We start from the raw sequence: 23,445 nt of genomic DNA, 5'->3' as shown, positions 1-23,445 counted from the left end.
ATTTCTAGCATAAAAATACAAAAAAAACCGCCGGGGCGGTCTTTTACGAAAATATTTATATGTAAAATTAATTACTGCCCTTGCTTGGCATCATTAATCATTTTTTCATTTGCAGTGATCGCAAACTCAACTCTTCTGTTTTTAGCTCTTCCTTCATCAGTATCGTTGCTTGCAACCGGCATATTTTTACCTTCACCTTTTGTGAACATTCTGCCTGAAGCAATTCCTTTCCCTACTAAATAAGCTTTTACCGCATCTGCTCTTCTTTGAGAAAGCGACAAATTGTAAGCATCTTTACCTACGCTGTCTGTATATCCGTAGATATTGATATTAGTATCCGGGTTATTTGCTAATACCTGAGCCAGCTTATCAAGGTTAGTCTGTGCAAGAGAAGTAAGGTTTGAAGAGTCAAATGCAAAGTTAACTATGCTTTCATTCATTGTTACTTTAATACCGTCTCCTACTCTTTCTACCTGAGCACCTGGTAAAGTTTCTTTAATATCTCTGGCTTGCTTATCCATTTTGTTACCGATAACATTACCAGCTACACCACCGATAATACCACCTAATACAGCACCAATGGCTCCGTTTCCTCCTTTTCCTACATTATTACCCAAGATACCTCCAAGTACTGCTCCTGAAGCAACACCTACTGCTGTACCTCTTTGTTGGTGATTTGAATTCTGAACCGCCTCACAACTTGTCAATAATAATGCTGATGACAAGAAAAGGGCTCCTACGTATGTTTTATTAAAATTCATTTTTTTGATCTTTTATGTTGATAAATTATTTCATTCCTGTTCTCTGGAAGTTGTAAACTACTTTTACATTGCCTCCTTCAAAAGGAACATCTTGCTGAAGTGAAAACTGATCTGTAGACTGGTTAGTTAAGGTCATTGTATACCCCGCAGTATTTTGTTTTGCTTTAGTACCTGAAGCAATTTTTTTAAACATAAACGTGTTACCGTCTTTTACTTCAAACTTGATAGGCTGTGTAATTGCCGGGCAGTCTCCACCACCATTTAAAGTATACGCTCCTGTCCAGTTGTTAGGAATCAGTCTCCAGTGGCTTCCTACGAAACACTGTGCGTCCGCACCTTCGTCAAAAGGTTTAATTTTATAACCTTTATCATAATCTATGCTTACAATCTGCCAGTCTCCTTTCATTTTCAGGAAGTCGGCTCTTTGATTTTGAGATGTAGCTGCTTTGTTAACAGAGGAACACGAAACTGCAAAAAGTGATGTTCCCAACATCCCTGCAAGTAGTAACTTTTTCATTTTGTTGTTTATTATTTTGTTACTATAAAGTTACAAAAAACCGTGCCAAAATTTAAAATAAAAAATAAAAAGTCCGAAAAAATTCGGACTTTTTATGGTTTCTCCTTAAAGACAGGGAGATAAATTATTTTTTAACAGCCTTTTTTACGGATTTCGAAGGCTTAGCAGGACTTGCCGGCTTTCCTTTGTAGAAATTAGTATAGGCGTATTCTGCAGCTTTTTTAAGGTCGATAACCCCTCCTGCCTGCGATTGATCTGTGAATCCGTTTGCTGTGCTTACATTGCTGCTTTTTACAAGCGCTTCAATGATCTGATAAGGTTTAAGATCCGGCATATATGCTAATAAAACAGCAGCTCCTCCGGCTACAACAGGAGAAGCCATAGAGGTTCCCTGAAGGTATTTATATTCGTTTTTAGGAACAGTAGAATAGATTTCTTCTCCCGGAGCGAAAACATTCACCATTTTTTTATTGTAGTTAGAGAAATCGGCTCTTAAAGCATTGTTTTTATTGGTACTTGCTCCTACTACAAGAACGTTGCTTACAAATGGTTTTTCATCAGTAACATTTTTAAAGTTGGTAGGATATGCCAAATGTTCTGCGACATCTTCATTTTCGTTACCTGCAGCTTTTACTAAAAGAACGCCTTTATCTTCAGCATATTTAAAAGCATCCCAAACTACATTTTTACCTGGAGATACAGGTTTCCCGAAGCTCATATTTAAAACTTTTGCTCCGTTATCTACTGCATATCTGATAGCGTTAGCCACGTCTTTATCTCTTTCATCACCATTCGGAACTGTTCTTACAGACATGATCTTAGCAACCTTTGAAGCCACCCCATGCTGAATTTCTTTTCCTTGCGGCAGTCCTGCAATAATTCCCGCTACGTGAGTTCCATGTTCTGCATCCGGTCCTTCGTAATGGTTGTTACCATAACTTTTTTCAGAATAGTCATCATAGTTATCACCTACAATTTCTTTTCTGGTATCATAGGAAAGGTCATATTGTTTTGCTGCCGGAGCAAAGTGGTCTATTGCCTCCTTCATTTCTTCTTTCATCTTCTTTTCAAATTCAGCGGAAGATTTTCCTTTGAATTCGGGACTTTGAGAAATCTGGCCAAGGAATTCCAATGCGATTGCATCTTTCTGGTCTGTAGGGGCTTTAATTGTTGAAAGCGTTTCAGCAGTGACAGGCTTACCTCCTAATAATTTTACCATATTAGGAATCAGCTCGTTCAGCATAGAATAGGTTTTGAAATTCTGCTGAGCCTCGATACTTTTTTTATTGAACATATCTTTGGCCTTCATATACATATCAAACTCTTCTTTCATTTGAGCCTGATTTGCTTTATTTTTAGTGGAATCAGTTCCTTCAAAAACAGGTTTGTATTTGGCAACGACTCTTGTCACTTCCATATTGTCGATATCAACATCACCGTTTTTACCTCCTATGAAGTTCCAACCGTGTACATCATCAATATATCCGTTTCCGTCATCATCTTTACCATTTCCGGGAATTTCATTAGGGTTTGACCAAAGGTTCTTTACCAATCCGGGATGGTCTACCTGTACTCCACTATCCAAAACTCCTACCACAACGGTTTTAGGCTTCAGTCCTTTAGATTCTAAGTATTTATAAGCATTTGCCGTATTTACTCCATATACTTTTGAAGTTGCAAAATCTTTATGATACCATGTCATCAGATCTTTATCTTCGTTTGGATCAATACTTTTAGCTTTAGATTCCTGTGCAAAAGAGAAACTAAAACCTGCTAAAAAAACTGCAGCTAATAATACCTTTTTCATATGTTGAAATTTATTTTTTTTAAAAGAGATACACCAATCGCCAACTTCTTCCGTTCTATACTGAAATTTCACTAATAGCGATGGTATGCTAATATGATTGTTTTACATTTTTTATATACATCAGTGATTCCGGGCCTTTATTACAAATAAGGTCAAGAACCGAAAGGTCTTCCAAAAAGCCTAGTTTATCAGAAAATGTCTGGTAATATTCTTCCATTTGAAACTCTGAAGGAAGCTTTGCCGAAAACTTTTCTCTGAAATTAATACTTTCAGGATTTTTGATATATTCTTCATTCAAAGAGTGTGCCTTTTCTGTTTTCAATATCTGTTGGATGATTTCTATCCCTTTAAGGTTAAAATCAAGAAGGTATTTTTCCTGAAGCTCAAATATTTTTCTGAACTTATCTTCATAGTATTCAAAATAAGGAGAACTCTGATATGCTGTCTTTATTGATTTCCAATGAAGGGCTCTCCAATCTTCGCGGTAAGAGATTTCAATATCTTTAAATTCTCTTTTCCCGTTATGATGGATAGGAATTATTAAAGACAATTTTCCGTTGGCTCCATAGATGTTTGCTCTGTTTCTGTAAGTCTGCTTGGGAAAGCTTTCAAACTGTTCCAATGTAATTTCATTCTCAGGATTTAACAATACTGAAAACCATGAAATTGGGGGCAAATAAAATGCCGGTAATAAAATATCTTGCATAATAATATAATCTAGTTTCTAGGGTAAATTACTCGTCCTACAGCATCCTTCTCATCAATAAAGCCTAAATAACGGGAATCTAAACTTGCATTACGATTATCTCCTAAAAAGAATAATTTTCCACTTGGAACTTTTATTGGTCCAAAGTTATCTGCATTCCAATCTTTATGATAAATTTTGCGAATATCCTGATCTGTATTTGGATTTATAAACCTTTCATGAAAGAAATTATCATTAAGTTCTTTATCACTTAACTGGGTAATGAAGTAATTATCATCAATCTGAAAGATTTCATTTTCTTCAGTTCCTTTAAACAGGAGATCATTTGCATAGCCTCTGTCTATTTTATAAGAATGCTTCACATTAAACTTATCTATCAATGTGTTATTAATGTATAATTTTCCATTCTTAATTAAAATCTCATCATTTTCCGTTCCTATTAATCTTTGCACATAGACACCTTGAGGGTAATCTAAATTATTCTGATTGTAAGCAATCATTTCAAACTTAGCATAAGGAAGGATGTTAGTCATCACAATAAATGACTTTTTTTTGATGGTAGGTTCATTGCCTGCCGTTGGTACAAAAGCATATTGCAAAACCCCGGAGAGTTTTGCAATAATAAAAAGAGTTACAATAAAGCTGCCTATTAAAAGGACTTTATTAAATATTTTACTTTTAAACACTATTCTTCAGTTTTTTTCTTTCTGAATAATTTCACGAAATACTCCCACCCGAAGAACAGGATCAAGATCATCGCTGCAATCCACCAGTAAGAAGTTTTGTTAGCTTCTCCTGTATTGGTTGCTTTGAACATTCTTTCCCAACGGATTTTGAATGGTGCCTGATAAGTAGAACTGCTGTCTGCAAAAGCACCCTGAAGGCTCATCCATGTAAACATCGGTTTTCCTACAATATTTTCTTCCGGAACAAAACCAAAGAATCTTGCATCTAATGAAGCATCTCTGTTGTCTCCTACCATCATATAATAATCCTGTTGAATAGTATATTGGGTTGCTTCTTTTCCGTTGATAAAGATCTTCCCATTCTTCTTCTCTAAGCTGTTGTGCTCATATTCAGAAATAATCCACTGATAGGTTGGAAGTGTTTCCTGATTGATTGCCACCACATCACCTTTTTTAGGAATTCTAAGCGGGCCGTACCAATCCTGATTCCAAGGTTTGTTGATCGGGAAAATAGATTGTGTAGTATCAATTTTAGTTTTGGCTTCGTCTCTGTAATATACTGCAGCTTCTCCTTTTGGCGAAACTTCTTCTTTCATATCCAGAACATGAGGAAGTTCTTTAATTTCTTTAGCTGTCTTGTCTGTTAGGCCCTGAAAACCATAAATGAATCCTCCATTATCCTGTTGAAACTCCTGAACCGGCAAAAATCCATAAGCTTTATATAAGGTTGGGATATCTAATTGAGCATCGGTTGTTACAATATATCTGTGCTGTACTTCCTGATCTCCCAAAACAGTTTCCGGCTTTCCGTTTACGAAAAGTCTTCCGGCTCTCATTTCAAAGGTGTCACCTGCTGTAGCAACACAACGTTTTACGTAAGGGTCTTTTCTGTCAATGGCTGTATGTACAGAATCCTGAGGATAGTTGAAAACCACCACATCATTTTTCTGTGGCTTGCTGAATTGTAAAATTCTTGTGTAAGGAAGCTTTACTGCATCTACGTAAGATTTTGGATCATCTTTCGGGTTACCTTTTTTTCCTGTATCCATAATCGTCCCCTGAAGGAAAGGTATTGCTACCGGACGCATCGGAAGTCTGTACCCGTAGCTCCATTTGTTTACAAAAAGGAAGTCACCCACTAATAATGTTCTTTCCATAGATCCTGTAGGAATCCCGAAAGGCTGTGTTACAAAAACGTGGATAATAGTTGCAAAAACTACCGCAAAGGTAATTGAACCTACGAATGTATCTTTCTTTTTATCATTCTTCTCTTCGTCCGTAAGAAACAGGTCGTTTGCATTTTCATCTTCTAACTCTACATCTTTAGAATAGTTGATTACCGCCAAATAAATAAATGGCAGGATCACGGTAAGAATCTGATCTTTGAAAAGGGTTTTTCCAAACTTTTTCACCAGATAAAGGTGGAAAACGGACATCATGATTGGTCCTACAATCGGAAGATAAGACAGGATCGCCCACCATTTCGGATGCTTTGTTTCTTTCAGAATAATGAAATAGTTATAGAAAGGGATAAAAGCAAATAAAGGGCTATAGCCCATTTTCTTGAACAGTTTCCAAGATGAAATCCCCATCAATACGGATAGTATGAGGACATATACTGTATAAGTTAAAAAATAATTCATAAATTTTTGTGCCTATTCTTATGATAAAAATGATGAGTAATAAATGATAAAAGCAGTCCGCCGTTTACAATTCACTATTCATCATTTTCTGTTTATTGGTCTGCAATTTACAGAATTTGTTACAAATTAAAGTCCTAAAACGTCTTTCATTGCGAAGTTTCCTTTTTTATCTTTAATCCACTCGGCAGCTACCACAGCTCCCAGCGCAAAACCGTTTCTGTTGAAAGCAGTGTGCTTGATCTCGATTTCGTCTACTTCACTTCTGTAATATACGCTGTGAGTTCCCGGAACTTCATCTTCACGTACTGCAAAAATTCCTAATTGTTTTCCTTCTGTTTCTTCCAACTTCCAGGCATCGAATTTAGGATTGTTCTGAATGATTCCTTCTGCAATGGAAATAGCGGTTCCGCTTGGAGCATCTTTTTTATGGATGTGGTGAATCTCTTCCAGCTGGCAAGAGTATTCATCTACGTTTTTCATGAGATCTGCAAGCTTTTCGTTTAAAGCAAAAAATAAATTGACTCCTAAACTAAAGTTGGAACCATATAGAAATGCAGTACCGTTTTCTACAGCCAGTTTTTCTATTTCTTCTTTCTGATCCAGCCAGCCTGTAGTTCCACAGATCACCGGAATTTTATTTTCAAGACAAGCCTTGATGTTTTCAAATGCCACTTCAGGCAATGAGAATTCAATTACAACATCCGGATTATTAAGATTCTCAGCAGTTGGGGTTTCCTTAAGACGGGCAACTACTTCATGACCTCTTTTCTGCGCGATCTCATCAATGATCTTACCCATTTTACCGTAACCAACTAATGCTATTTTCATATAATCTTTTTTATTTTTAAATACTGCTTTCAACCGAAGTTTTCTGCAGATATGTTGTCTTCTAAAATCTATAACTTAAACTGAACCCGGTTTTTGGAGCACTGTACCCATACTGATCCTGAATAACCGATGGCTTAAAAACCAAATCCGGGTCATGACGGCTTTCGTAAAGGTGTGCATCTACTACGGCATCTACAATATTCAGAATATAAATAAGTCCTGTAATGGCAATGGCGTAATCTCTTTGTCTCTTCGCTCTGTCCTGTGCGTTCCCCAATGCTCTTTTATCTAAAAACGGGTGGCTGTCCACAAATTCATTAGGGGTACCATTAAGTTTTGCGATATAGTATTCACGGTATTTTTTGTATTGGTTATCATTCCATACAGCAATACCAACTCCGGCTCCTACCGCTCCCCAGACAATGGGAATCTTCCAGTATTTTTTGTTATAAAACTGTCCCAATCCCGGTAAAACGGCAGAATACAATCCTGCTCTGGTGGGATTCAATTTTATGGTTTTTACTGTGGGACCATTGGCTTTTTCAAGATCTTCAATGATCTTTGCTTCTGTTTTGCCAGGTTTTACCACACGGGATTCCTCTTTCGGAGGAGTCTGCATCCGAACGGTATCAATAGGTTTCACTTGTGAATAGGCCAATGCAGCAATACACAAGAAAAATGTGAAAAATATTTTCTTCATTATTTAATATGGGATAAAATATATTCCAGCTCTTCTTCATTTTTGAAGTCCAGGACAATTTTACCTTTTTTACCATTTCCAGAAGATTTGATCTCTACTTTTACCTCCAAGATATCAGCGATTGTCTTCTGGGCTTTTTTATAGTTATTGGAAAGCTCCACTTTTGCTTTTTTTGCAGCAGGAGACTTTGGATTCTTCAATGCAGCAGCTGCCTGCTCTGCCTGACGAACGTTTAATTTCTCTTTGATGATAAGCTCGAACAACACCTGCTGATCTTCTTCACTTTCAAGACTGATGATTGCTCTTCCGTGTCCTGCAGAAATCTCACCGCTTCTGATGGCATTCTGAATATCCGGGTTTAATCTTAATAGTCTGATAGAATTGGTAATGGTACTTCTATCCTTTCCTATTCTCTGGCTCAGATTTTCCTGCGTAAGACCTATTTCCTCTAAAAGCCTATGATAAGTAAGTGCAATTTCGATGGCATCAAGATCTTCTCTCTGAATATTTTCAACAAGAGCCATCTCAAGAAGTTCCTGATCATTCACTAAACGGATATAGGCAGGAATAGTCGTTAATCCTGCAATTTTGGTTGCTCTGTAACGTCTTTCCCCGGAAATGATCTCAAACTTTTCACCGTCTTTTCTCAGGGTAATCGGTTGGATTACTCCCAGGTTTTCAATTGACTGTGCAAGTTCGTTTAATGCTTTTTCATCAAAATAAGTTCTCGGCTGCGTCGGGTTCGGATAGATATCTTCAAGTGCAACTTCTACAATATTTCCAACAAACTTATCTGCTCCTTCATCAGTAGCTGAATTGACAGTTGCTTTAGATTCTGCGCTTAAAATGGCGCCCAATCCGCGTCCCATAGCTCTTTTTTTGTCCTTCATAGATATAATTGATAAATGATGTTTGATAAGTGGTGGCTAGCATCCACCTATTGGCCATTTATTATTAATTTAATTCTTTATTAAGTTTTCGTTCCTCAAAAGAACTTCTTCAGCTAACTGAATATACTGAACAGCTCCTTTACTTTCTGCATCATAATTCAGGATACTTTCTCCAAAACTTGGTGCTTCACTCAGCCTTACGTTTCTGCTGATAATGGTTTCAAAAACCATTTCCGGAAAGTGAAGATTCACTTCTTCCACTACCTGATTGGATAGCCTCAATCGGCTGTCATACATCGTAAGAAGAAGACCTTCAATTCCAAGATCTTTATTGTGGATCTTCTGAACATTTTTAACGGTATTCAAAAGTTTCCCAAGTCCTTCTAATGCAAAATACTCACACTGGATCGGAATAATTACAGAGTCTGCTGCTGTAAGAGCATTAACTGTAATAAGGCCTAAACTCGGTGCACAGTCGATAATGATATAGTCATAATCGTCTCTTACACTGGCCAGTGCTTTTCTCAGCATATACTCACGGTCCTCCTTGTCTACCAATTCAATTTCCGCAGCTACCAGGTCGATATGCGACGGAATAATATCCAGGTTCGGAGTCGCAGTTCTTTTGATGCAAACCCTTGTTTCTGCACTATGCTCCAAAAGATTATATGTAGAATACTGAACATCTTCAACACCCAGGCCGGATGTAGCATTCGCCTGAGGATCAGCATCAATGATTAATATTCTTTTTTCCAATACTCCTAATGCTGCCGCCAAGTTTACAGCGGTGGTAGTTTTACCAACGCCTCCTTTTTGATTAGCAATACCTATGATTTTTGCCATTATTAGAACTTTAAGTTTCAAAAATACACTTTTTTCTTTGCTCTCGGTGAGTGGGGAAAATCAAAATTGAGTTAAAATATTGTTAATAAGCAATTTAACGATAAAAAAAATTATCCACAAAAAAAATTCTTTGTGGATAACTATTTGAAATTTACTTTTCCGTATTAATTATCAAACTTCATTGAGATAGGAAATTTGAAATAACTTCTTACGAATTCTCCTTTTTTGTTTTTGGCTGGGATCCATTTTCCTTTGCTTGAGATGTTTTTAATTGTTCTCATGGCTTCACTGTTAAAGTCGGCGTTGGTTCCATTAGCTTTTACCCCTGAGATGGTTCCGTCCATTTCTACAATAAAGGTAACTGTCGTTTTTACTACATCTTCTGATTCAAATCCTGAACCATCAAAGTTGTTCATTACTTTATTTCTGAAGGCGTCTATTCCTCCTGTGAAATTAGCTTCTACACCAAGTTCTCCAGGTGCTGCAATCTTATTTTTGTCCACCGGATCAGATATTACTGGCGGTGGTGTGGTAATTACAGGACCTGTTCCTACTGATACCGTTGGAACATTTGGCGTATTAGGTGTAACCGGCTCTCCTTTAAAGTTATTTACAAAACCTGCTACAGCATCATCCGGTATAGGATCTTTTTTTACATCATCTTTAGCATCACTTGATGGCGTAGGCACTGTACTGTCAAACGTTTTCGTGTTTGGAGGTGCAACAGTTTTTACAATCTGTACAGGAGGATCTTTTTCAGGCGGTTCAACAATTTTAATTATTCTTCTTTCACCATCATCCTTAATTCTATCTATAACTACATCTGATTTCATTGCAGAAAGCACAAACGGCGTAATAGATACTGCTGCCATTAAACTTGCTCCGATAAAAAGCGCTTTGGTTAATATTCTATCTGATTCGTTTCTTAATGCATAGGCACCATATTCTTTATTGCGGTGCTCAAAGAGAACTTCGTTAAAACGAAATTCCTGGTTTTGATTATGTTGTTTCATCACTACTACTTTTTTAAACTGTTAAAAATTTTGATTATTAGTTTTGTTAGCTCTTATCGATAAGCAATGTTGTAATATCAAAACATTTGCCAATTTTTTAACAAAACAACATAATATTAGAAAATTTTATGATAATGTTTAAATTTTAACATTTTTAAGTAGGAAAGGTCACACAAGAAAACAGAACTATTTCCTATGAAAATAAATAAGAACAACAAACTACAAATAACAGATTGATAGCTTAGTAGAGAAAATTATATAAGCAGGAGAAGAAGAGTAAGCGGGATCAATAATCCCAGAGAATTGATTACTATCAGAATAATTGAACTGATCTTCGTTTTTTTATAACTTTTAACCGCAAAATAAATAGCACCTATACTAAAAACCAAACTGCAGACTATAAACAGGAACAGCAAAAAATCTGAACTAACTCTTATAGGCAACCCCAAATAAACAATCAGCAAAGCCGCATAGGCTATTGTAAAATATAAACTTATTACAATATTATCCAGAAAGCGCTGGGGTATTTTATTTCCTTCCATCTGATTGATTTTTCTGTTTATAGTTTTGTTCCAAGACAAAAGTATATAAAAATTCATGACCGGAATGATCTGCTAAAAATCTGTTTAAGTTTATTAATCCTGATCTCTGAACACCAATCCTTGTTAAGGTTTTAAACCTTGATAAGGGTCATTTAAACAAAAAAAGAGACCATCCAATGATAGTCTCTTTCTTATTTTGATGTTTAAGAATATTAGAATAATTCTTTTCTGATAATGTTCTGACTTCTTTCAGGACCTACAGAAACCAAGTATACATTGATTCCTAAATATTTCTCAATAAACTCGATGTATTTCTGAGCGTTATCAGGAAGTTCATCATAGCTTCTTGCTTTTGTAATATCTTCGTTCCAACCTGGTAAATCCTGGTAGATTGGTTCGTAATTGTATAGTTTTTCTGTTGAAGAAGTGAAATAATCAATGATTTTTCCATCTTCTGTTTTGTAATGAGTAACGATTTTAAGGTTTTCAATTCCTGTAAGAACGTCAAGCTTCGTAATCACAAGGTTATTGATTCCGTTGATCATACAAGCATGCTTTAAAGAAACAAGGTCTAACCAGCCTGTTCTTCTTGGTCTTCCTGTAGTAGCTCCGAATTCACCTCCAATCTGTCTGATTTTTTCACCCAGTTCGTTATCTAATTCAGAAGGGAAAGGACCGTTCCCTACTCTTGTACAGTAAGCTTTTGCTACTCCGATCAGGTTTTGAAGTGAAGTTGGCGGAACACCAGCTCCTGTACAAACTCCTCCTGTAGACGGAGAAGATGAAGTTACGTATGGATATGTACCGAAGTCGATATCAAGCATTAGCGCCTGAGCTCCTTCGAACAATACATTTTTACCATCTCTGATCGCTTCGTTCAGCTCTAATTCAGTATCAACGATTCTGTCTTGAAGCTGTTTCCCGATCTCTAAATATTCGTTGTAGATTTCTTCAACGTCTAAAGTTGGTTTTCCGTAATATTTTTCAAAAAGAGAATTTTTAACTTTTAAGTTTTTCTCAATTTTATCTCTTAAAATTTCAGGATTTAAAAGGTCTACCATTCTGATCCCGACTCTTGCAATTTTATCTTCATAACAAGGCCCGATTCCTTTTTTGGTAGTTCCGATCTGAGTTCCTCCGTGTTCCTCTTCACGGTAAGTATCCAAAAGGATGTGGTAAGGCATGATCACATGCGCTCTTCTGCTGATAAAGATATGATCTGTTCTCAAGCCTTTGCTCTCGATCTGACCAACTTCTCTAATAAAAGACTTAGGGTTTACCACTACTCCATTCGCAATGATACATTTCCCTTTGCATTGAAGAACTCCTGAAGGAAGAAGGTGTAGAACGAATTTTTCATCACCTACATAAACCGTGTGACCAGCGTTGTCCCCACCCTGGAAACGTACTACATAGTCCGATTTTGCTGATAAAACATCCGTGATTTTTCCTTTGCCTTCATCTCCGTACTGAAGACCTACAACTACATAAGTTGACATATTTTACTTTTGTTTTTAGATTCGTGCAAAATTACTTTTAAAAAATTGGGTGAGCAAATTTGAGGCGAATTTTATTTTTGGTGGGGTGAAAATCATGAGGTTGAATGTAACTCTATTTATAATATTTTACTTTCATACCTCTGTAAAATAGCCTATATTTACTATAAATATTCAAAATGAAATTTAAAAGCCTTATTCTATTTCTAATAATTCCTCTGTGTTTTTTTAAGGCTCAGAATAAAAATAAGATTAATGATTATTTAAATATACCAGGTCCTATTAATTTGAATCAAAAAGAATACAATCTCGTTTGGAGTTCACACCCTAATGAGAACTATTTCAAACAGGAATATATAAGTTCAAATGAAAATATCAATAAATACAGTAGTATGATTCTGATCGACTTCATAAAAGGTGAATTCAATCTTAAGGATATTGTTGATCAAAAGGTAAGTGAACTTAAGGAGATGAAAAAGACTAACCCGGTTGTTAATTATCAGATTTTTGAAAATAATGGAGAGTATATTTTAGATTTTCTTATCAGTGAAAATTCAAAGGATGGCAAGGAGATACTAATCGCAGAAAGAAATATTTATCGCTATAAAACTGTTAACAATGACAAAAATAAAGGTGTTCTTCTTTTTGCTATGAGTGAAAGAGGATACCCTGAAAATATGGATTCGTTCTTTAATAATTTAAAAACCAACACTTCAAAATTAATTGAAACTGTTGGAAATTATAAACTTCCAGACGTTGAAATAAAATAATATTCCAATTGCTATGACCTTTTCCCAAACATCATCATACTTACCATCGAAAATAAACAACAACTCTCAGCTTTTCCACACCCTGTTTTCTCCGGAAACAGCAAAAGCCACCCTTCTCATTGTTCACGGCATGCAGGAACACAGCGGAAGATATGCTGAGATTGCAGAATATTTTGCTTCTCATGGAATTGCTGTATTGACTTATGATCATCTGGGACATGGAAAATCTATAAAAGAGAAAAAAGACATTGGTTTCTTCCAGCTTGAAAAACCGGATGAAAGGCTTGTTGCAGACACAGAAATGATGGCTGATTATATTGCAGAGCAATATCCGGATGTTCCGCATTTTATTTTAGGGCATTCTATGGGATCTTTTATTACTCGTTGTCTTCTTCAAAAGGCTAGCAATAAATTTTCAGGGGCTATCATTACAGGAACCGGCGGACCTTTACCGGGAATCGATATATTGAGAGGTTATTTGTCATTAGCCACAGCCATCGCTCCCCGTCACCGTACTTTTTTGAATTCTGTTTTTACGAGTGTCAATAACAAACATTTTAAAAAGGACAAAGATTTCAGTGATACCAGCTGGTTAAGTGTAAATCGCAACAACAGAAAAGCTTTTGAACAGGATGAACTTTGTGGAATTCCGTTTAGTCATAATGCGTTTTATACTTTATTTACCATTTATAAAAAAGCTACAGCGAGAAACTGGGCTGCAACTATTTCCAAGTCATTTACTTTCCTGTTTGTAAGCGGACAGAATGACCCGATCGGGGATTTTGGAAAAGGAGTTATGCATACTGTTGACCATTTAAAAGCTGACGGTTTCCAGCATGTGGATGTGAAAATTTATCCGGAGATGCGCCACGAAATTCTTAACGAAGAAATACGGGAAGAAGTACTGAATGAAATCACCCGTTGGATAGAAAAAAATTAAAATGCTTTCACAGATTTGAGGATTTATAAACGGATAAAGTCATGAGAATACATATTTTCGGAGCTTCAGGTTCCGGGGTTACTACTTTAGGAAAAGCATTGTCTGAAGAACTCAATCTTGAATACTTCGACAGTGATGATTTTTTCTGGCTTCCAACACCAATTCCTTTTACAGAAAGACAAAACCCTGAAACGAGAAATTCAATTGTTTCAGACAAACTTCATACTGCCAGAAACTGGATTTTTGGCGGCTCAATCATTCATTGGGGTGAAAATGTATTTCCTGCATTTGACCTGATTATTTTTCTCTATCTTCCTCCAGATGTACGACTGGAAAGGCTCCGAAAAAGAGAGCAAGAAAGATATGGCCAAGAAATTATCACCAATCAGGAAAGAGCAAAAAAATTTCAGGAGTTTATGGATTGGGCTAAAGATTATGATCACCATACAGGTATTGCCAACAGAACATTAAAAGCCCATTTGGAATGGCTGTCTGAGATGAATACTCCTTTGATTGAGATTTCAGGAGATTATGACCTGCCTAAAAAGATGGAGATTATTCTGAATACAATAAATAAACAAATAAAGAGTTTTTAAAGTTTATAGAAAATAAAAACCTGAAAATCAATTTCCAGGTTTTATTATGATAAGTTTTGGCTAAAGCCAATGGAATTTTATTGGTTTTTGAAAGACGGGCTAAAGCCCGCCTCTATTGAATATTTCCCACATTATACAAAAAAAACACTTAGCCAAGCATCAATTCCCGATCAATTCCAATCTCCTTCAAAAAAACTTCATCGTGGGAAATCACCATCAATGTTCCATGATAATCTTTAATGGAATTGGTGAGAATTTCTACATTCTGAAGATCGAGGTTATTCGTGGGTTCATCAAGGATGATCATATCCGGAGCTTTGTTGCTGATGGAAAGCCCGCAGAGAAGTAACCGTAAACGCTCCCCTCCACTCAATACACCACATTTTTTGTCCCAGGTATCTTTACCGAATAAAAATCTGGAAAGTAATGTTTTCACCTCAGATTCCTGCAGTGCATTATCATTAAAGGTCTGGACAAAATCATAAAGAGTAGAGTCATGATCAATCAGTGAATATTCCTGATCAATATAAATGCTGTTAAACTCTGCCCTGTCTATTTTTCCTTCAGAAGGTTCAGGATTTCCCAGCAGAAGTTGTATCAGAGTCGTTTTTCCTGAGCCATTGGGGCCTTTGATTGAAATTCTTTCTCCGCTTCGGATCTCAAAGCTGAGATTTTCTTTCCATAGATTTCCTTTTCCATAACTGAAGTTAATATCTTCAGCCGCAATTAAAATTTTCCCCGAATGCAGATTGGAATCATTAAAATTCACTTTCATCTGCTCAGAATTCTTTAAGGAGGAACGAAGATCTCTCAAGCCATCTGAAATTCCACTGATTTTCTCTGCATGCACACTTTTCAGCTTTGAACTGTTTTTTTCAGCGTTATTCCGAAGGGTGTTCATCATAATTCTTGCAACGCCCGATTTTTCCTGCTTTTGCTTTCCTTTTGCATCAAGCTTCTGTTTTCGTTCCAGCGTTTCCCTTTCTTTCTCTTTTGCTTTTTTCAGCGCCCGTTCTTTAGCATGAATATCATTATGCAAGGCTTCCTCCTCCACTTCTTTTTGTTCCGCATAGAAATCATAGTTTCCTCCATATGTGGCAATTCCCTGGTTACTTAATTCAAATATGGTATCAACCAGATTCAGTAAAGTCCGGTCGTGGCTTACTATAACTACTGTTGCATCTGTTTTATCAATAAGGTCATAGAGTAATTTTCTTCCCTCAAGATCCAGATGATTGGTGGGTTCATCCAATATAATGATGTCAGGCTGACTGATCTGAATTCCTGCAAGAAAGACTTTTGTTTTCTGGCCGCCACTTAAACTTTCCAGTGTCTGATTTAAATCAAAATTATCAAGTCCCCAAGGTTCCAATGCCTGCTGGCAACGCTCTTCAATGTCCCAGTCGTCATTGAGAATTTCAAAATAGATTTCATCCACCTCTCCATTGGTGATTTTTTGGAGTGCATCCAGTTTCTGATCTATTTTCAGACATTCAGCAATGGTAAGATGATTAAAGTTTCCAAACATCTGAGGAACATAAAAAACAGAATCCGAAATAGTAATATTTCCGTTTAAAGGCTGTATTTCCCCCGAGATAATTTTCAGCAGGGTTGATTTTCCCATGCCGTTGCTTCCCACCAAAGCAGATTTAGTGTGAGATGGTATTGTTAAGTTAGTATTATTAAATAGAAGATCTCCTCCCGGAAACCCAAAGGATATATGTTGTAGTAAAATCATGATTTCTTTCTTAAAAAATAGTTGAGCACCAGTAACATCATCGTTACTGTTTTATTGAATCTGAAAGAAATGATATCCTACATGTCCGTATTTTGGGTTTTGAAAGAACAAAGGTAGTCATTTTTTACAATATCCATTTTTCCATAAATTATCAAGATATTTATCAGCTCTTTTTTCTTCCACTCTTAAACACCGGGCATTTATTCCCTTCTGAAGAATCTATTTTTCTAAGGCTATACCTTTCTATGTCGTTCAATGACTTATACTTATTCTGATTTAAACAGCCTTCATCATAATCCCCCACTTTGTTGTGCCGAAACCGTCAAACTTTCAAACTCATAAAAACAGGAAAGTATTTTAATCAAAAATCCGTAACTTTGCCTCCTACTAAAAATTTTATGGAAAGCATTAAAGTTCACGACAAAACTTTCGTTCCTTATTTAAAGGATGCCGAAATTCAGGAAATTGTAAAAGAGACAGCGTTAAGAATTTATGAAGATTACAAAGATGAAGTACCCGTATTCATTGGCGTTTTAAATGGGGTGGTGATGTTCTTCTCAGATCTTTTAAAATATTACCCGGGGGAATGTGAAATTGCCTTCATTCAAATGAGTTCTTACGTAGGAACTGAATCTACAGGGATTGTTTATCAGAAAATGGAACTTACCAAAGATGTAAGAGACCGTCACATCATTCTTGTAGAAGATATCGTAGATACAGGAAACACTGTTGAGAGTCTTTTCAAATATTTTAAGGAAACACAACGTCCTAAATCTGTAAAGCTGGCAAGTTTCTTACTGAAACCTGAGATTTACAAGAAAGATTTCAAGCTGGATTATATCGGAAGAGAAATTCCAAACAAATTTGTACTTGGATACGGACTTGATTATGATGAATTGGGAAGAAACCTACCTAATTTATATCAATTGGAAGACGGACAAATCAACCATTAAACGCTGTTGGCTATTAGCTGATAGCTTTTAGCTTAAAACATTATATAAAGAAATAAATTTAATAATAACTTAAAAAAGCTGAAAGCAAAAAGCAAACTGCCAAAAGCCAGGAGCCAGAAGCGAATGCCAATTGCTGAAAGCGTATCAACATTATGATAAACATTGTTCTGTTCGGCCCTCCAGGAAGTGGAAAAGGAACACAAGCTCAGAATCTAATCGAGAAATTCAATTTAAAACAGGTTTCAACAGGTGATCTTTTCAGATACAATATGAAAAATGACACTGAACTTGGAAAACTGGCTAAGTCATACATCGATAAGGGAGAATTGGTTCCGGATCAGGTAACAACAGATATGCTGATCGATGAGATCAAAAAACCTACTGATACTAACGGTTTCATTTTTGACGGATATCCAAGAACAACTGCGCAGACAGAAGCTCTGGAAACCATCGTTAAGGAAGTACTGAACGACGATATTGATATCTGTCTTTCATTGGTAGTAGAGGACAAAATTTTGGTTGAAAGACTTCTGAAAAGAGGAGAAACTAGCGGAAGATCAGATGACAGCAATGTAGAGATCATCGAAAACAGAATTAAAGAATATTATACTAAAACAGCAGAAGTTGCCGAGCTTTATAAGCAGCAGGGTAAATATGTAGAGGTAAACGGTGTTGGAGAAATTGACGAGATTTCCCAAAAACTTTTCGCTGAAGTAGAGAAAATTAAATAATCGGGATACGGGTACGGGATAAGAAATTTCCTCCCGTAGCTCACAACTCGCAACACAAACTATATGTCTAACTTTGTAGATTACGTAAAGATCCATTGTAAAAGCGGACACGGAGGTGCTGGTTCTGCCCACCTTCGCCGTGAAAAGTATATTCCTAAAGGTGGTCCTGACGGTGGCGACGGAGGTCGTGGCGGACACGTCATCATGAGAGGAAATGCTAATGAATGGACTTTACTTCCACTTCGATACACCCGTCACATAAAAGCAGAACGCGGTGAAAACGGAGCGAAAAACCAGCTTACAGGAGCTGACGGTTCTGATATTTATATTGATGTTCCCATTGGAACAATCGCTAAAAATGAAGAAGGTGAAATTATCGGAGAAATCCTTGATGACAAGCAGGAAATCATTTTGATGCAGGGAGGAAAAGGTGGAAAAGGAAACGAGCATTTCAAATCTTCTACCAATCAGACCCCAAGATATGCGCAGCCTGGAATGGATGGCGAAGAAGGCTATGTGGTCTTCGAGCTTAAAATTTTGGCTGATGTAGGACTTGTTGGGTTTCCAAATGCCGGAAAATCTACACTTTTAGCATCTGTTTCTGCAGCAAAACCAAAAATTGCCAATTACGCCTTTACAACCCTGACTCCTAACCTTGGAATTGTGGACTACAGAAATTACAAATCTTTTGTAATGGCTGATATTCCCGGAATTATTGAAGGAGCCGCGGAAGGAAAAGGATTAGGACACAGATTCCTGAGACATATTGAAAGAAACTCTATCCTATTGTTTTTAATTCCTTCGGATTCTGAAGATCACTTCCAGGAGTTTAAAATTCTTGAAAATGAGCTGAAGGAGTACAATCCTGAACTTTTGGATAAGGATTTCATTATTTCCGTTTCAAAATCTGACCTTTTGGATGATGAACTGAAAAAAGAAATTGCAGCAGAGTTTCCTGAAAACAAGCAGCCTTTATTCTTTTCAGGAGTTACCGGGGAAGGTCTTATGGAACTGAAAGATGCTATCTGGAAACAACTACACGGATAAAAAATGCATAATTCACAAGTTTTATTTTTAAAATAGAACTTCAACATAAAAACAACCTCAGATTTTCTGAGGCTGTTTTTTTATGTTTACAATTCACTTATTTCTCTATATAATATTTTAAACCATTAAGAAGAATTTAAGAGATAAAGTAGAGTTAAGATCAATCATTCTGATTCTTAAGCTTAAAGCGAAGCTTATCTTAATTTCCTTAACATCTTCATCTTATCTTAATGGTTTAAATAAAAGATTAAGTAGATTTATTATTTTATATTTAACATACAAATACACCAAGATGAAGTTTTTGGAACAATTATTGGGAGACCATCTGAAATTTTAAACTATGAAATATTTATTGACCCTTTGTGCATTTGTATTTTTATTTTCCTGTACGTCTCAGAAAGTAAACTCCAAATATTCTACTATTGAATATGAGGCTACTCCGTGTTTCGGATTCTGTCCTGTTTTTAAAATGACGATCAGCCCGGACAGAACAGCAGTTTTTGAAGCAGAACATTTTAATTTTAATGATAAGCCATCAAAAGATGAGTTTTCAAAGCCGCGTGAAGGAACTTTCAAAGGAACAATCAAGGAAGAGGATTACAATAAATTAATCAGCTTACTGGATGGGCTCAATGTAAAAAGCTTAAACGACAAGTATGGTGAGAAAAATATCACCGATCTTCCAACCTCTTATTTAAGAATCAAATTCGCTGACAGCACTTCAAAAAATGTGGAAGATTACGGAAAACATGGAAGTGAAAAACTTTCAGAAGTCTATCAATTTTTTGAAAACTTAAGAAAGAATCAACAATGGAATAAAGTGAAATAGCTTCACTAAAAAATATTTAATTTATCTTTGTAACAGTAATTCCTTCATTTGGAGGAATTATTTTTTTGTAAAACTATTAACCATTAAAATAAATATGAAGAAGAACATTTTTTTCATTGCAGCATTTGCTTTCTCAGCAATATTTAATGCACAAGAAACTACAAAAGATCCGGCATCTGTGAGCTTTGGGATAAAGGGAGGATATTCCTTATCCAATATGAAGTTTTTTGGAACCGGACTGGATTCAAAATCTTATTTTTATGTAGGTATCGTAGCAGAGCAGCCCATATCTCCTAAATTTGGCTTACAGGCTGAATTACTGTATACTCAATTAGGTGGTAAAGACGCTTATCCCTGGTATGAACTGGTAGGCAATGAGGTAGTAAGCATGGGTAATATGAACTTTAATTACAAGTTCAACCAGATACAGGTTCCTATTTCAGTAAAATATTATATTGTTCCGGAGCTTTCAGCTTCTGTAGGGATGAACTTAGGATTCAACATATCATCCAAAGTAAAAATGAGTACTGTTTTTGATGAGGCTGAAACCCACAATTACGAATCTTTAAAAACCCTGAATTTATTTCCATTTGTAGGGGCAGAATATAAGATTAATCAAAAGTTTTTTGTTGACGCCAGATACAATTTCAATTTTATAGAAATGAATAAAAGCAATGCAGTTCCTGTTAAAATCGGATTTCTGCAGGCTGGTGTAGGATACAGATTTAAATAAACTTCAGATATTTAACAGAAAAAAATGGCGGCTCACATTCGGGTGGCCATTTTTGTTTTTCAATAGCTAATAAGTCTAAAAAAGTGGAATAAGATACTTAAAAATATTTAGACTACCTTTGCAGAATGTAATTCTTTCAGACTGAAGGAATTTTTATTTAAATTTTAAAATAATTCATTTGAATTTTACAGACTTAAACTTAATAGAACCTATTGCAAAAGCAATCCAGGAGCAGGGATACACGACTCCTACTCCTATCCAGGAAAGATCTATTCCTGATATATTAGACGGCAGAGACTTTTTAGGCTGCGCGCAGACAGGAACTGGTAAAACAGCTGCTTTTTCTATTCCTATTCTACAGAATTTATCCAAAAATAAAATTCCCAACAAATATATAAAAGCGTTAATCCTTACTCCAACCAGAGAACTGGCCATTCAGATTGAGGAAAACATTAATGCTTACGGTAAATATCTTCCATTAAAACAACTTGTCATTTTTGGAGGGGTAAAACAAGGAAACCAGGAAGCTGCTTTGAGAAAAGGAGTTGATATTCTGGTAGCTACCCCGGGAAGACTTCTTGACTTTATTGCTCAGGGCATCATCAGCTTGAAAAATCTTGAGATCTTTGTTCTTGATGAAGCAGACAGAATGCTGGATATGGGGTTTGTACACGATGTAAAAAGAATCATCAAACTTCTGCCTCAGAGAAGACAAACTTTATTCTTTTCTGCAACAATGCCGACTGAAATTCAGAAACTAGCCAATTCTATCCTGAATAATCCAATAAAAGTAGAGGTAACTCCGGTTTCTTCTACAGCAGACACCATTAAACAATCTGTATATTTTGTAGAAAAAGATAACAAACTGGATTTGCTTTCTCACATTCTGAAAAATGACATTTCAGATTCTGTATTGGTATTTGCAAGAACAAAGCACGGAGCAGATAAGATTGCGAGAAAACTTCAGAAAGATAGTATTTCTGCAGAAGCGATACATGGTAACAAGTCTCAGAATGCGAGACAAAATGCGCTGAATAACTTTAAATCCGGAAAAACAAGAGTTCTTGTAGCAACTGATATTGCAGCAAGAGGAATTGATATTGATGAATTGAAATTCGTGATCAATTTTGAGCTCTCTGATGTTTCTGAAACGTATGTACACCGAATCGGAAGAACAGGGAGAGCCGGAGCTGAAGGAACTTCCATTTCTTTTGTAGACGGGCTTGATCTTTTGAATTTAAAGAATACTGAAAAATTGATTGGAAAGAAAATTCCTGTCATCAAAGACCATCCGTTCCACACGGATGATCTGGTTGCCCAGAAAAGAGATTCTAACAACAAACCTGTTCATGCAGGTGGCGAGAAACCTAAAACAGGTAACAGTAATAATTCAAGGCCGAATAACAACCGTAAAAAGCCTTCTGCCGGAGCTTCAGTAGGTTTTAAAAAGCCTAAGAACAAGAATTTCACCAGAAAAAAATAAAATAAAAGTCCTTTTTTGAAAAGGACTTTTTTATTGATTGTTTATTATTATTCTGTTTTTTGTTTTGTATAACAATACCCGATAATACAAAAAGGTAAACAGGCGGCCAGATAGGTTGTAGAAAAGAAATTATTCTGATAAGAAAATCCTAAGGTCATATACTGCTCACTTATAAAACTCAACATCACGAAAAAAAGAATATACGCTGAATAGTAAAATACTGTTTCTATCTTCTTTACATAAAAGGAAAGCATGATCGACAGTATAATAAAGGACAGCATAACAAATTTATTGCTTTGTCCCTGAAGATTAAGAGGATTGTACTGCAGTACATGTTCAATACTTTTACCAGGCAGCAGAACGGATGCTATTAGTATTGCAGCTGTCAATAAAAAGCTTATTCCAAATTGTATTTTATTTTTCCAGCTGGTTTTAAAAAAAGGATTTAATAAAAAAATAATCAAAGGAATGATCGCTGCACTTCTTGTAAGACATAAAATCCCTATACATATTCCCAACAGAACAGGTTTTTTAAAATAATTGTCTTTAAACTTTCTGTTCCAAAAAAGAATGAAGGCTGCAACGGCAATAAAGGAAGAGATAAAATCACTCTTACAAACCACTTCATAAATATAAGCCAGGGAAATCCCAAGCATTACTATCGCGAGAAATCTATGAAAATTGCCCTTAAATTCTAAAAAAATAACATAGGAAAACAATAAAAAAGCTGAAACCTGAAGGTAGCCAACATTCCCTAAAAAATAAAAAACACTTGATAAAAGCAATTGTCCGGGAAGATAAGATGATAAATTTCCCATGAAATTTGGAGTATCATAAATGTATTCTCCTTTTGTCCAATGCTGCACAGAAAATTCTAAAGTTGCCCATCTATCGATATTCATTTTGTAAGGATCTTTCATTACATGGCACATAGCAATGTAAACAACAGCAATAGCGGCTATAAGGAGATATACTGATTTCTCAGTCCATATCTTTTTCAGCCAGGACCATTTTCCTAAAGAAAATAATAACAAATTGCCTCCTGAAAAAAGAATAATTAAAATATTAAGAGGAACAAAAGACTGCCTGATTCCATATTTTGTCAGAAATAAAAGGTTAATTATGAAATAAACAGCAAACAGCAATATACCATTCAACCGATTGTTCCTTGTAAAATTTAAAAGGGCATTCAT

At 35.9% G+C, this 23,445-nt stretch carries 23 protein-coding genes; 9 read left to right on the top strand and 14 right to left on the bottom strand.

Going from position 1 to position 23,445, the window contains the following annotated elements; genetic code table 11:
- Nucleotides 1-71: 71 nt before the first annotated feature.
- The 12 genes from DYR29_RS20890 to DYR29_RS20835 all read right to left on the bottom strand — a co-directional run bounded on the left by DYR29_RS20890 (nucleotide 72) and on the right by DYR29_RS20835 (nucleotide 12,435).
- Nucleotides 72-761 (bottom strand): OmpA family protein, encoded by a 690-nt coding sequence (locus tag DYR29_RS20890; RefSeq protein WP_142719029.1) that lies wholly within the window; start codon nucleotides 759-761, stop codon nucleotides 72-74.
- Nucleotides 762-786: 25 nt separating this feature from the next.
- Complete coding sequence (locus tag DYR29_RS20885; RefSeq protein ID WP_213278362.1) at nucleotides 787-1,278, bottom strand: lipocalin family protein; 492 nt, start codon at nucleotides 1,276-1,278, stop codon at nucleotides 787-789.
- 124 nt (nucleotides 1,279-1,402) lie between these two features.
- Nucleotides 1,403-3,085, bottom strand: coding sequence for a S8 family serine peptidase (locus tag DYR29_RS20880; RefSeq protein ID WP_213278361.1), 1,683 nt, complete (start codon nucleotides 3,083-3,085; stop codon nucleotides 1,403-1,405).
- Between the two features lie 88 nt (nucleotides 3,086-3,173).
- On the bottom strand, nucleotides 3,174-3,791 hold the full coding sequence (locus tag DYR29_RS20875; RefSeq protein WP_213278360.1) for a WbqC family protein: 618 nt from the start codon (nucleotides 3,789-3,791) through the stop codon (nucleotides 3,174-3,176).
- Between the two features lie 11 nt (nucleotides 3,792-3,802).
- Nucleotides 3,803-4,477 carry a signal peptidase I gene (gene lepB, locus DYR29_RS20870; RefSeq protein ID WP_213278359.1) on the bottom strand — a complete coding sequence of 225 codons (675 nt, stop codon included), beginning with the start codon at nucleotides 4,475-4,477 and terminating at the stop codon, nucleotides 3,803-3,805.
- On the bottom strand, nucleotides 4,477-6,120 hold the full coding sequence (gene lepB / locus DYR29_RS20865; protein WP_213278358.1) for a signal peptidase I: 1,644 nt from the start codon (nucleotides 6,118-6,120) through the stop codon (nucleotides 4,477-4,479). The genes lepB (DYR29_RS20870) and lepB (DYR29_RS20865) overlap by 1 nt, the downstream gene beginning before the upstream one ends.
- A 126-nt stretch (nucleotides 6,121-6,246) precedes the next feature.
- A complete protein-coding gene (gene dapB / locus DYR29_RS20860) occupies nucleotides 6,247-6,948 on the bottom strand; it encodes a 4-hydroxy-tetrahydrodipicolinate reductase (protein WP_047374207.1) in 702 nt (233 codons plus the stop codon).
- 61 nt (nucleotides 6,949-7,009) lie between these two features.
- Nucleotides 7,010-7,648 (bottom strand): DUF5683 domain-containing protein, encoded by a 639-nt coding sequence (locus tag DYR29_RS20855; RefSeq protein ID WP_213278357.1) that lies wholly within the window; start codon nucleotides 7,646-7,648, stop codon nucleotides 7,010-7,012.
- Complete coding sequence (locus DYR29_RS20850; protein WP_047374163.1) at nucleotides 7,648-8,538, bottom strand: ParB/RepB/Spo0J family partition protein; 891 nt, start codon at nucleotides 8,536-8,538, stop codon at nucleotides 7,648-7,650. Before DYR29_RS20850 ends, DYR29_RS20855 begins: the two co-directional genes overlap by 1 nt.
- Nucleotides 8,539-8,607: 69 nt before the next feature.
- Nucleotides 8,608-9,381 (bottom strand): ParA family protein, encoded by a 774-nt coding sequence (locus DYR29_RS20845; RefSeq protein ID WP_047374161.1) that lies wholly within the window; start codon nucleotides 9,379-9,381, stop codon nucleotides 8,608-8,610.
- 164 nt (nucleotides 9,382-9,545) lie between these two features.
- Nucleotides 9,546-10,394: an energy transducer TonB gene (locus DYR29_RS20840; RefSeq protein ID WP_213278356.1), complete on the bottom strand. Its 849-nt coding sequence runs from the start codon at nucleotides 10,392-10,394 to the stop codon at nucleotides 9,546-9,548.
- Between the two features lie 754 nt (nucleotides 10,395-11,148).
- Nucleotides 11,149-12,435, bottom strand: a complete 1,287-nt coding sequence (locus DYR29_RS20835) for an adenylosuccinate synthase (protein ID WP_213278355.1) — start codon at nucleotides 12,433-12,435, stop codon at nucleotides 11,149-11,151.
- A gap of 176 nt (nucleotides 12,436-12,611) precedes the next feature.
- Between DYR29_RS20835 and DYR29_RS20830 the strand changes: the two genes are divergently transcribed.
- The 3 genes from DYR29_RS20830 to DYR29_RS20820 are packed head-to-tail and all read left to right on the top strand — an operon-like array spanning nucleotide 12,612 to nucleotide 14,738.
- A complete protein-coding gene (locus DYR29_RS20830) occupies nucleotides 12,612-13,202 on the top strand; it encodes a hypothetical protein (protein ID WP_213278354.1) in 591 nt (196 codons plus the stop codon).
- Nucleotides 13,203-13,215: 13 nt separating this feature from the next.
- Nucleotides 13,216-14,142 (top strand): alpha/beta fold hydrolase, encoded by a 927-nt coding sequence (locus tag DYR29_RS20825; RefSeq protein WP_213278353.1) that lies wholly within the window; start codon nucleotides 13,216-13,218, stop codon nucleotides 14,140-14,142.
- A gap of 41 nt (nucleotides 14,143-14,183) precedes the next feature.
- Nucleotides 14,184-14,738: an AAA family ATPase gene (locus DYR29_RS20820; RefSeq protein ID WP_213278352.1), complete on the top strand. Its 555-nt coding sequence runs from the start codon at nucleotides 14,184-14,186 to the stop codon at nucleotides 14,736-14,738.
- Between the two features lie 148 nt (nucleotides 14,739-14,886).
- Here the strand turns inward: DYR29_RS20820 and abc-f are convergent, their stop codons facing one another.
- Nucleotides 14,887-16,476 (bottom strand): ribosomal protection-like ABC-F family protein, encoded by a 1,590-nt coding sequence (gene abc-f / locus DYR29_RS20815; protein ID WP_213278351.1) that lies wholly within the window; start codon nucleotides 16,474-16,476, stop codon nucleotides 14,887-14,889.
- A gap of 398 nt (nucleotides 16,477-16,874) precedes the next feature.
- Here abc-f and DYR29_RS20810 point away from each other — a divergent pair, with 398 nt between their 5' ends.
- The 6 genes from DYR29_RS20810 to DYR29_RS20785 all read left to right on the top strand — a co-directional run bounded on the left by DYR29_RS20810 (nucleotide 16,875) and on the right by DYR29_RS20785 (nucleotide 22,252).
- Complete coding sequence (locus tag DYR29_RS20810) at nucleotides 16,875-17,429, top strand: phosphoribosyltransferase (RefSeq protein WP_047420642.1); 555 nt, start codon at nucleotides 16,875-16,877, stop codon at nucleotides 17,427-17,429.
- A 152-nt stretch (nucleotides 17,430-17,581) separates the two neighbouring features.
- Nucleotides 17,582-18,160, top strand: a complete 579-nt coding sequence (locus tag DYR29_RS20805) for an adenylate kinase (RefSeq protein ID WP_047374143.1) — start codon at nucleotides 17,582-17,584, stop codon at nucleotides 18,158-18,160.
- A 63-nt stretch (nucleotides 18,161-18,223) separates the two neighbouring features.
- Nucleotides 18,224-19,207 (top strand): GTPase ObgE, encoded by a 984-nt coding sequence (gene obgE, locus DYR29_RS20800; protein WP_047374141.1) that lies wholly within the window; start codon nucleotides 18,224-18,226, stop codon nucleotides 19,205-19,207.
- Between the two features lie 340 nt (nucleotides 19,208-19,547).
- A complete protein-coding gene (locus tag DYR29_RS20795; protein ID WP_213278350.1) occupies nucleotides 19,548-20,036 on the top strand; it encodes a DUF6438 domain-containing protein in 489 nt (162 codons plus the stop codon).
- 94 nt (nucleotides 20,037-20,130) lie between these two features.
- Nucleotides 20,131-20,769: a porin family protein gene (locus DYR29_RS20790; RefSeq protein ID WP_213278349.1), complete on the top strand. Its 639-nt coding sequence runs from the start codon at nucleotides 20,131-20,133 to the stop codon at nucleotides 20,767-20,769.
- Nucleotides 20,770-20,947: 178 nt separating this feature from the next.
- Nucleotides 20,948-22,252, top strand: a complete 1,305-nt coding sequence (locus DYR29_RS20785) for a DEAD/DEAH box helicase (RefSeq protein WP_213278348.1) — start codon at nucleotides 20,948-20,950, stop codon at nucleotides 22,250-22,252.
- A 47-nt stretch (nucleotides 22,253-22,299) separates the two neighbouring features.
- On the opposite strand, the gene DYR29_RS20780 is transcribed toward DYR29_RS20785, so the two are convergent.
- Nucleotides 22,300-23,445 carry a hypothetical protein gene (locus tag DYR29_RS20780; RefSeq protein ID WP_213278347.1) on the bottom strand — a complete coding sequence of 382 codons (1,146 nt, stop codon included), beginning with the start codon at nucleotides 23,443-23,445 and terminating at the stop codon, nucleotides 22,300-22,302.

The organism is Chryseobacterium indologenes (assembly GCF_018362995.1).
Taxonomy (GTDB): Bacteria; Bacteroidota; Bacteroidia; order Flavobacteriales; family Weeksellaceae; genus Chryseobacterium; species Chryseobacterium indologenes_G.
Note: the sequence above shows the minus strand (reverse complement) of the source record. Positions and strands in the feature narration are given on the sequence as shown.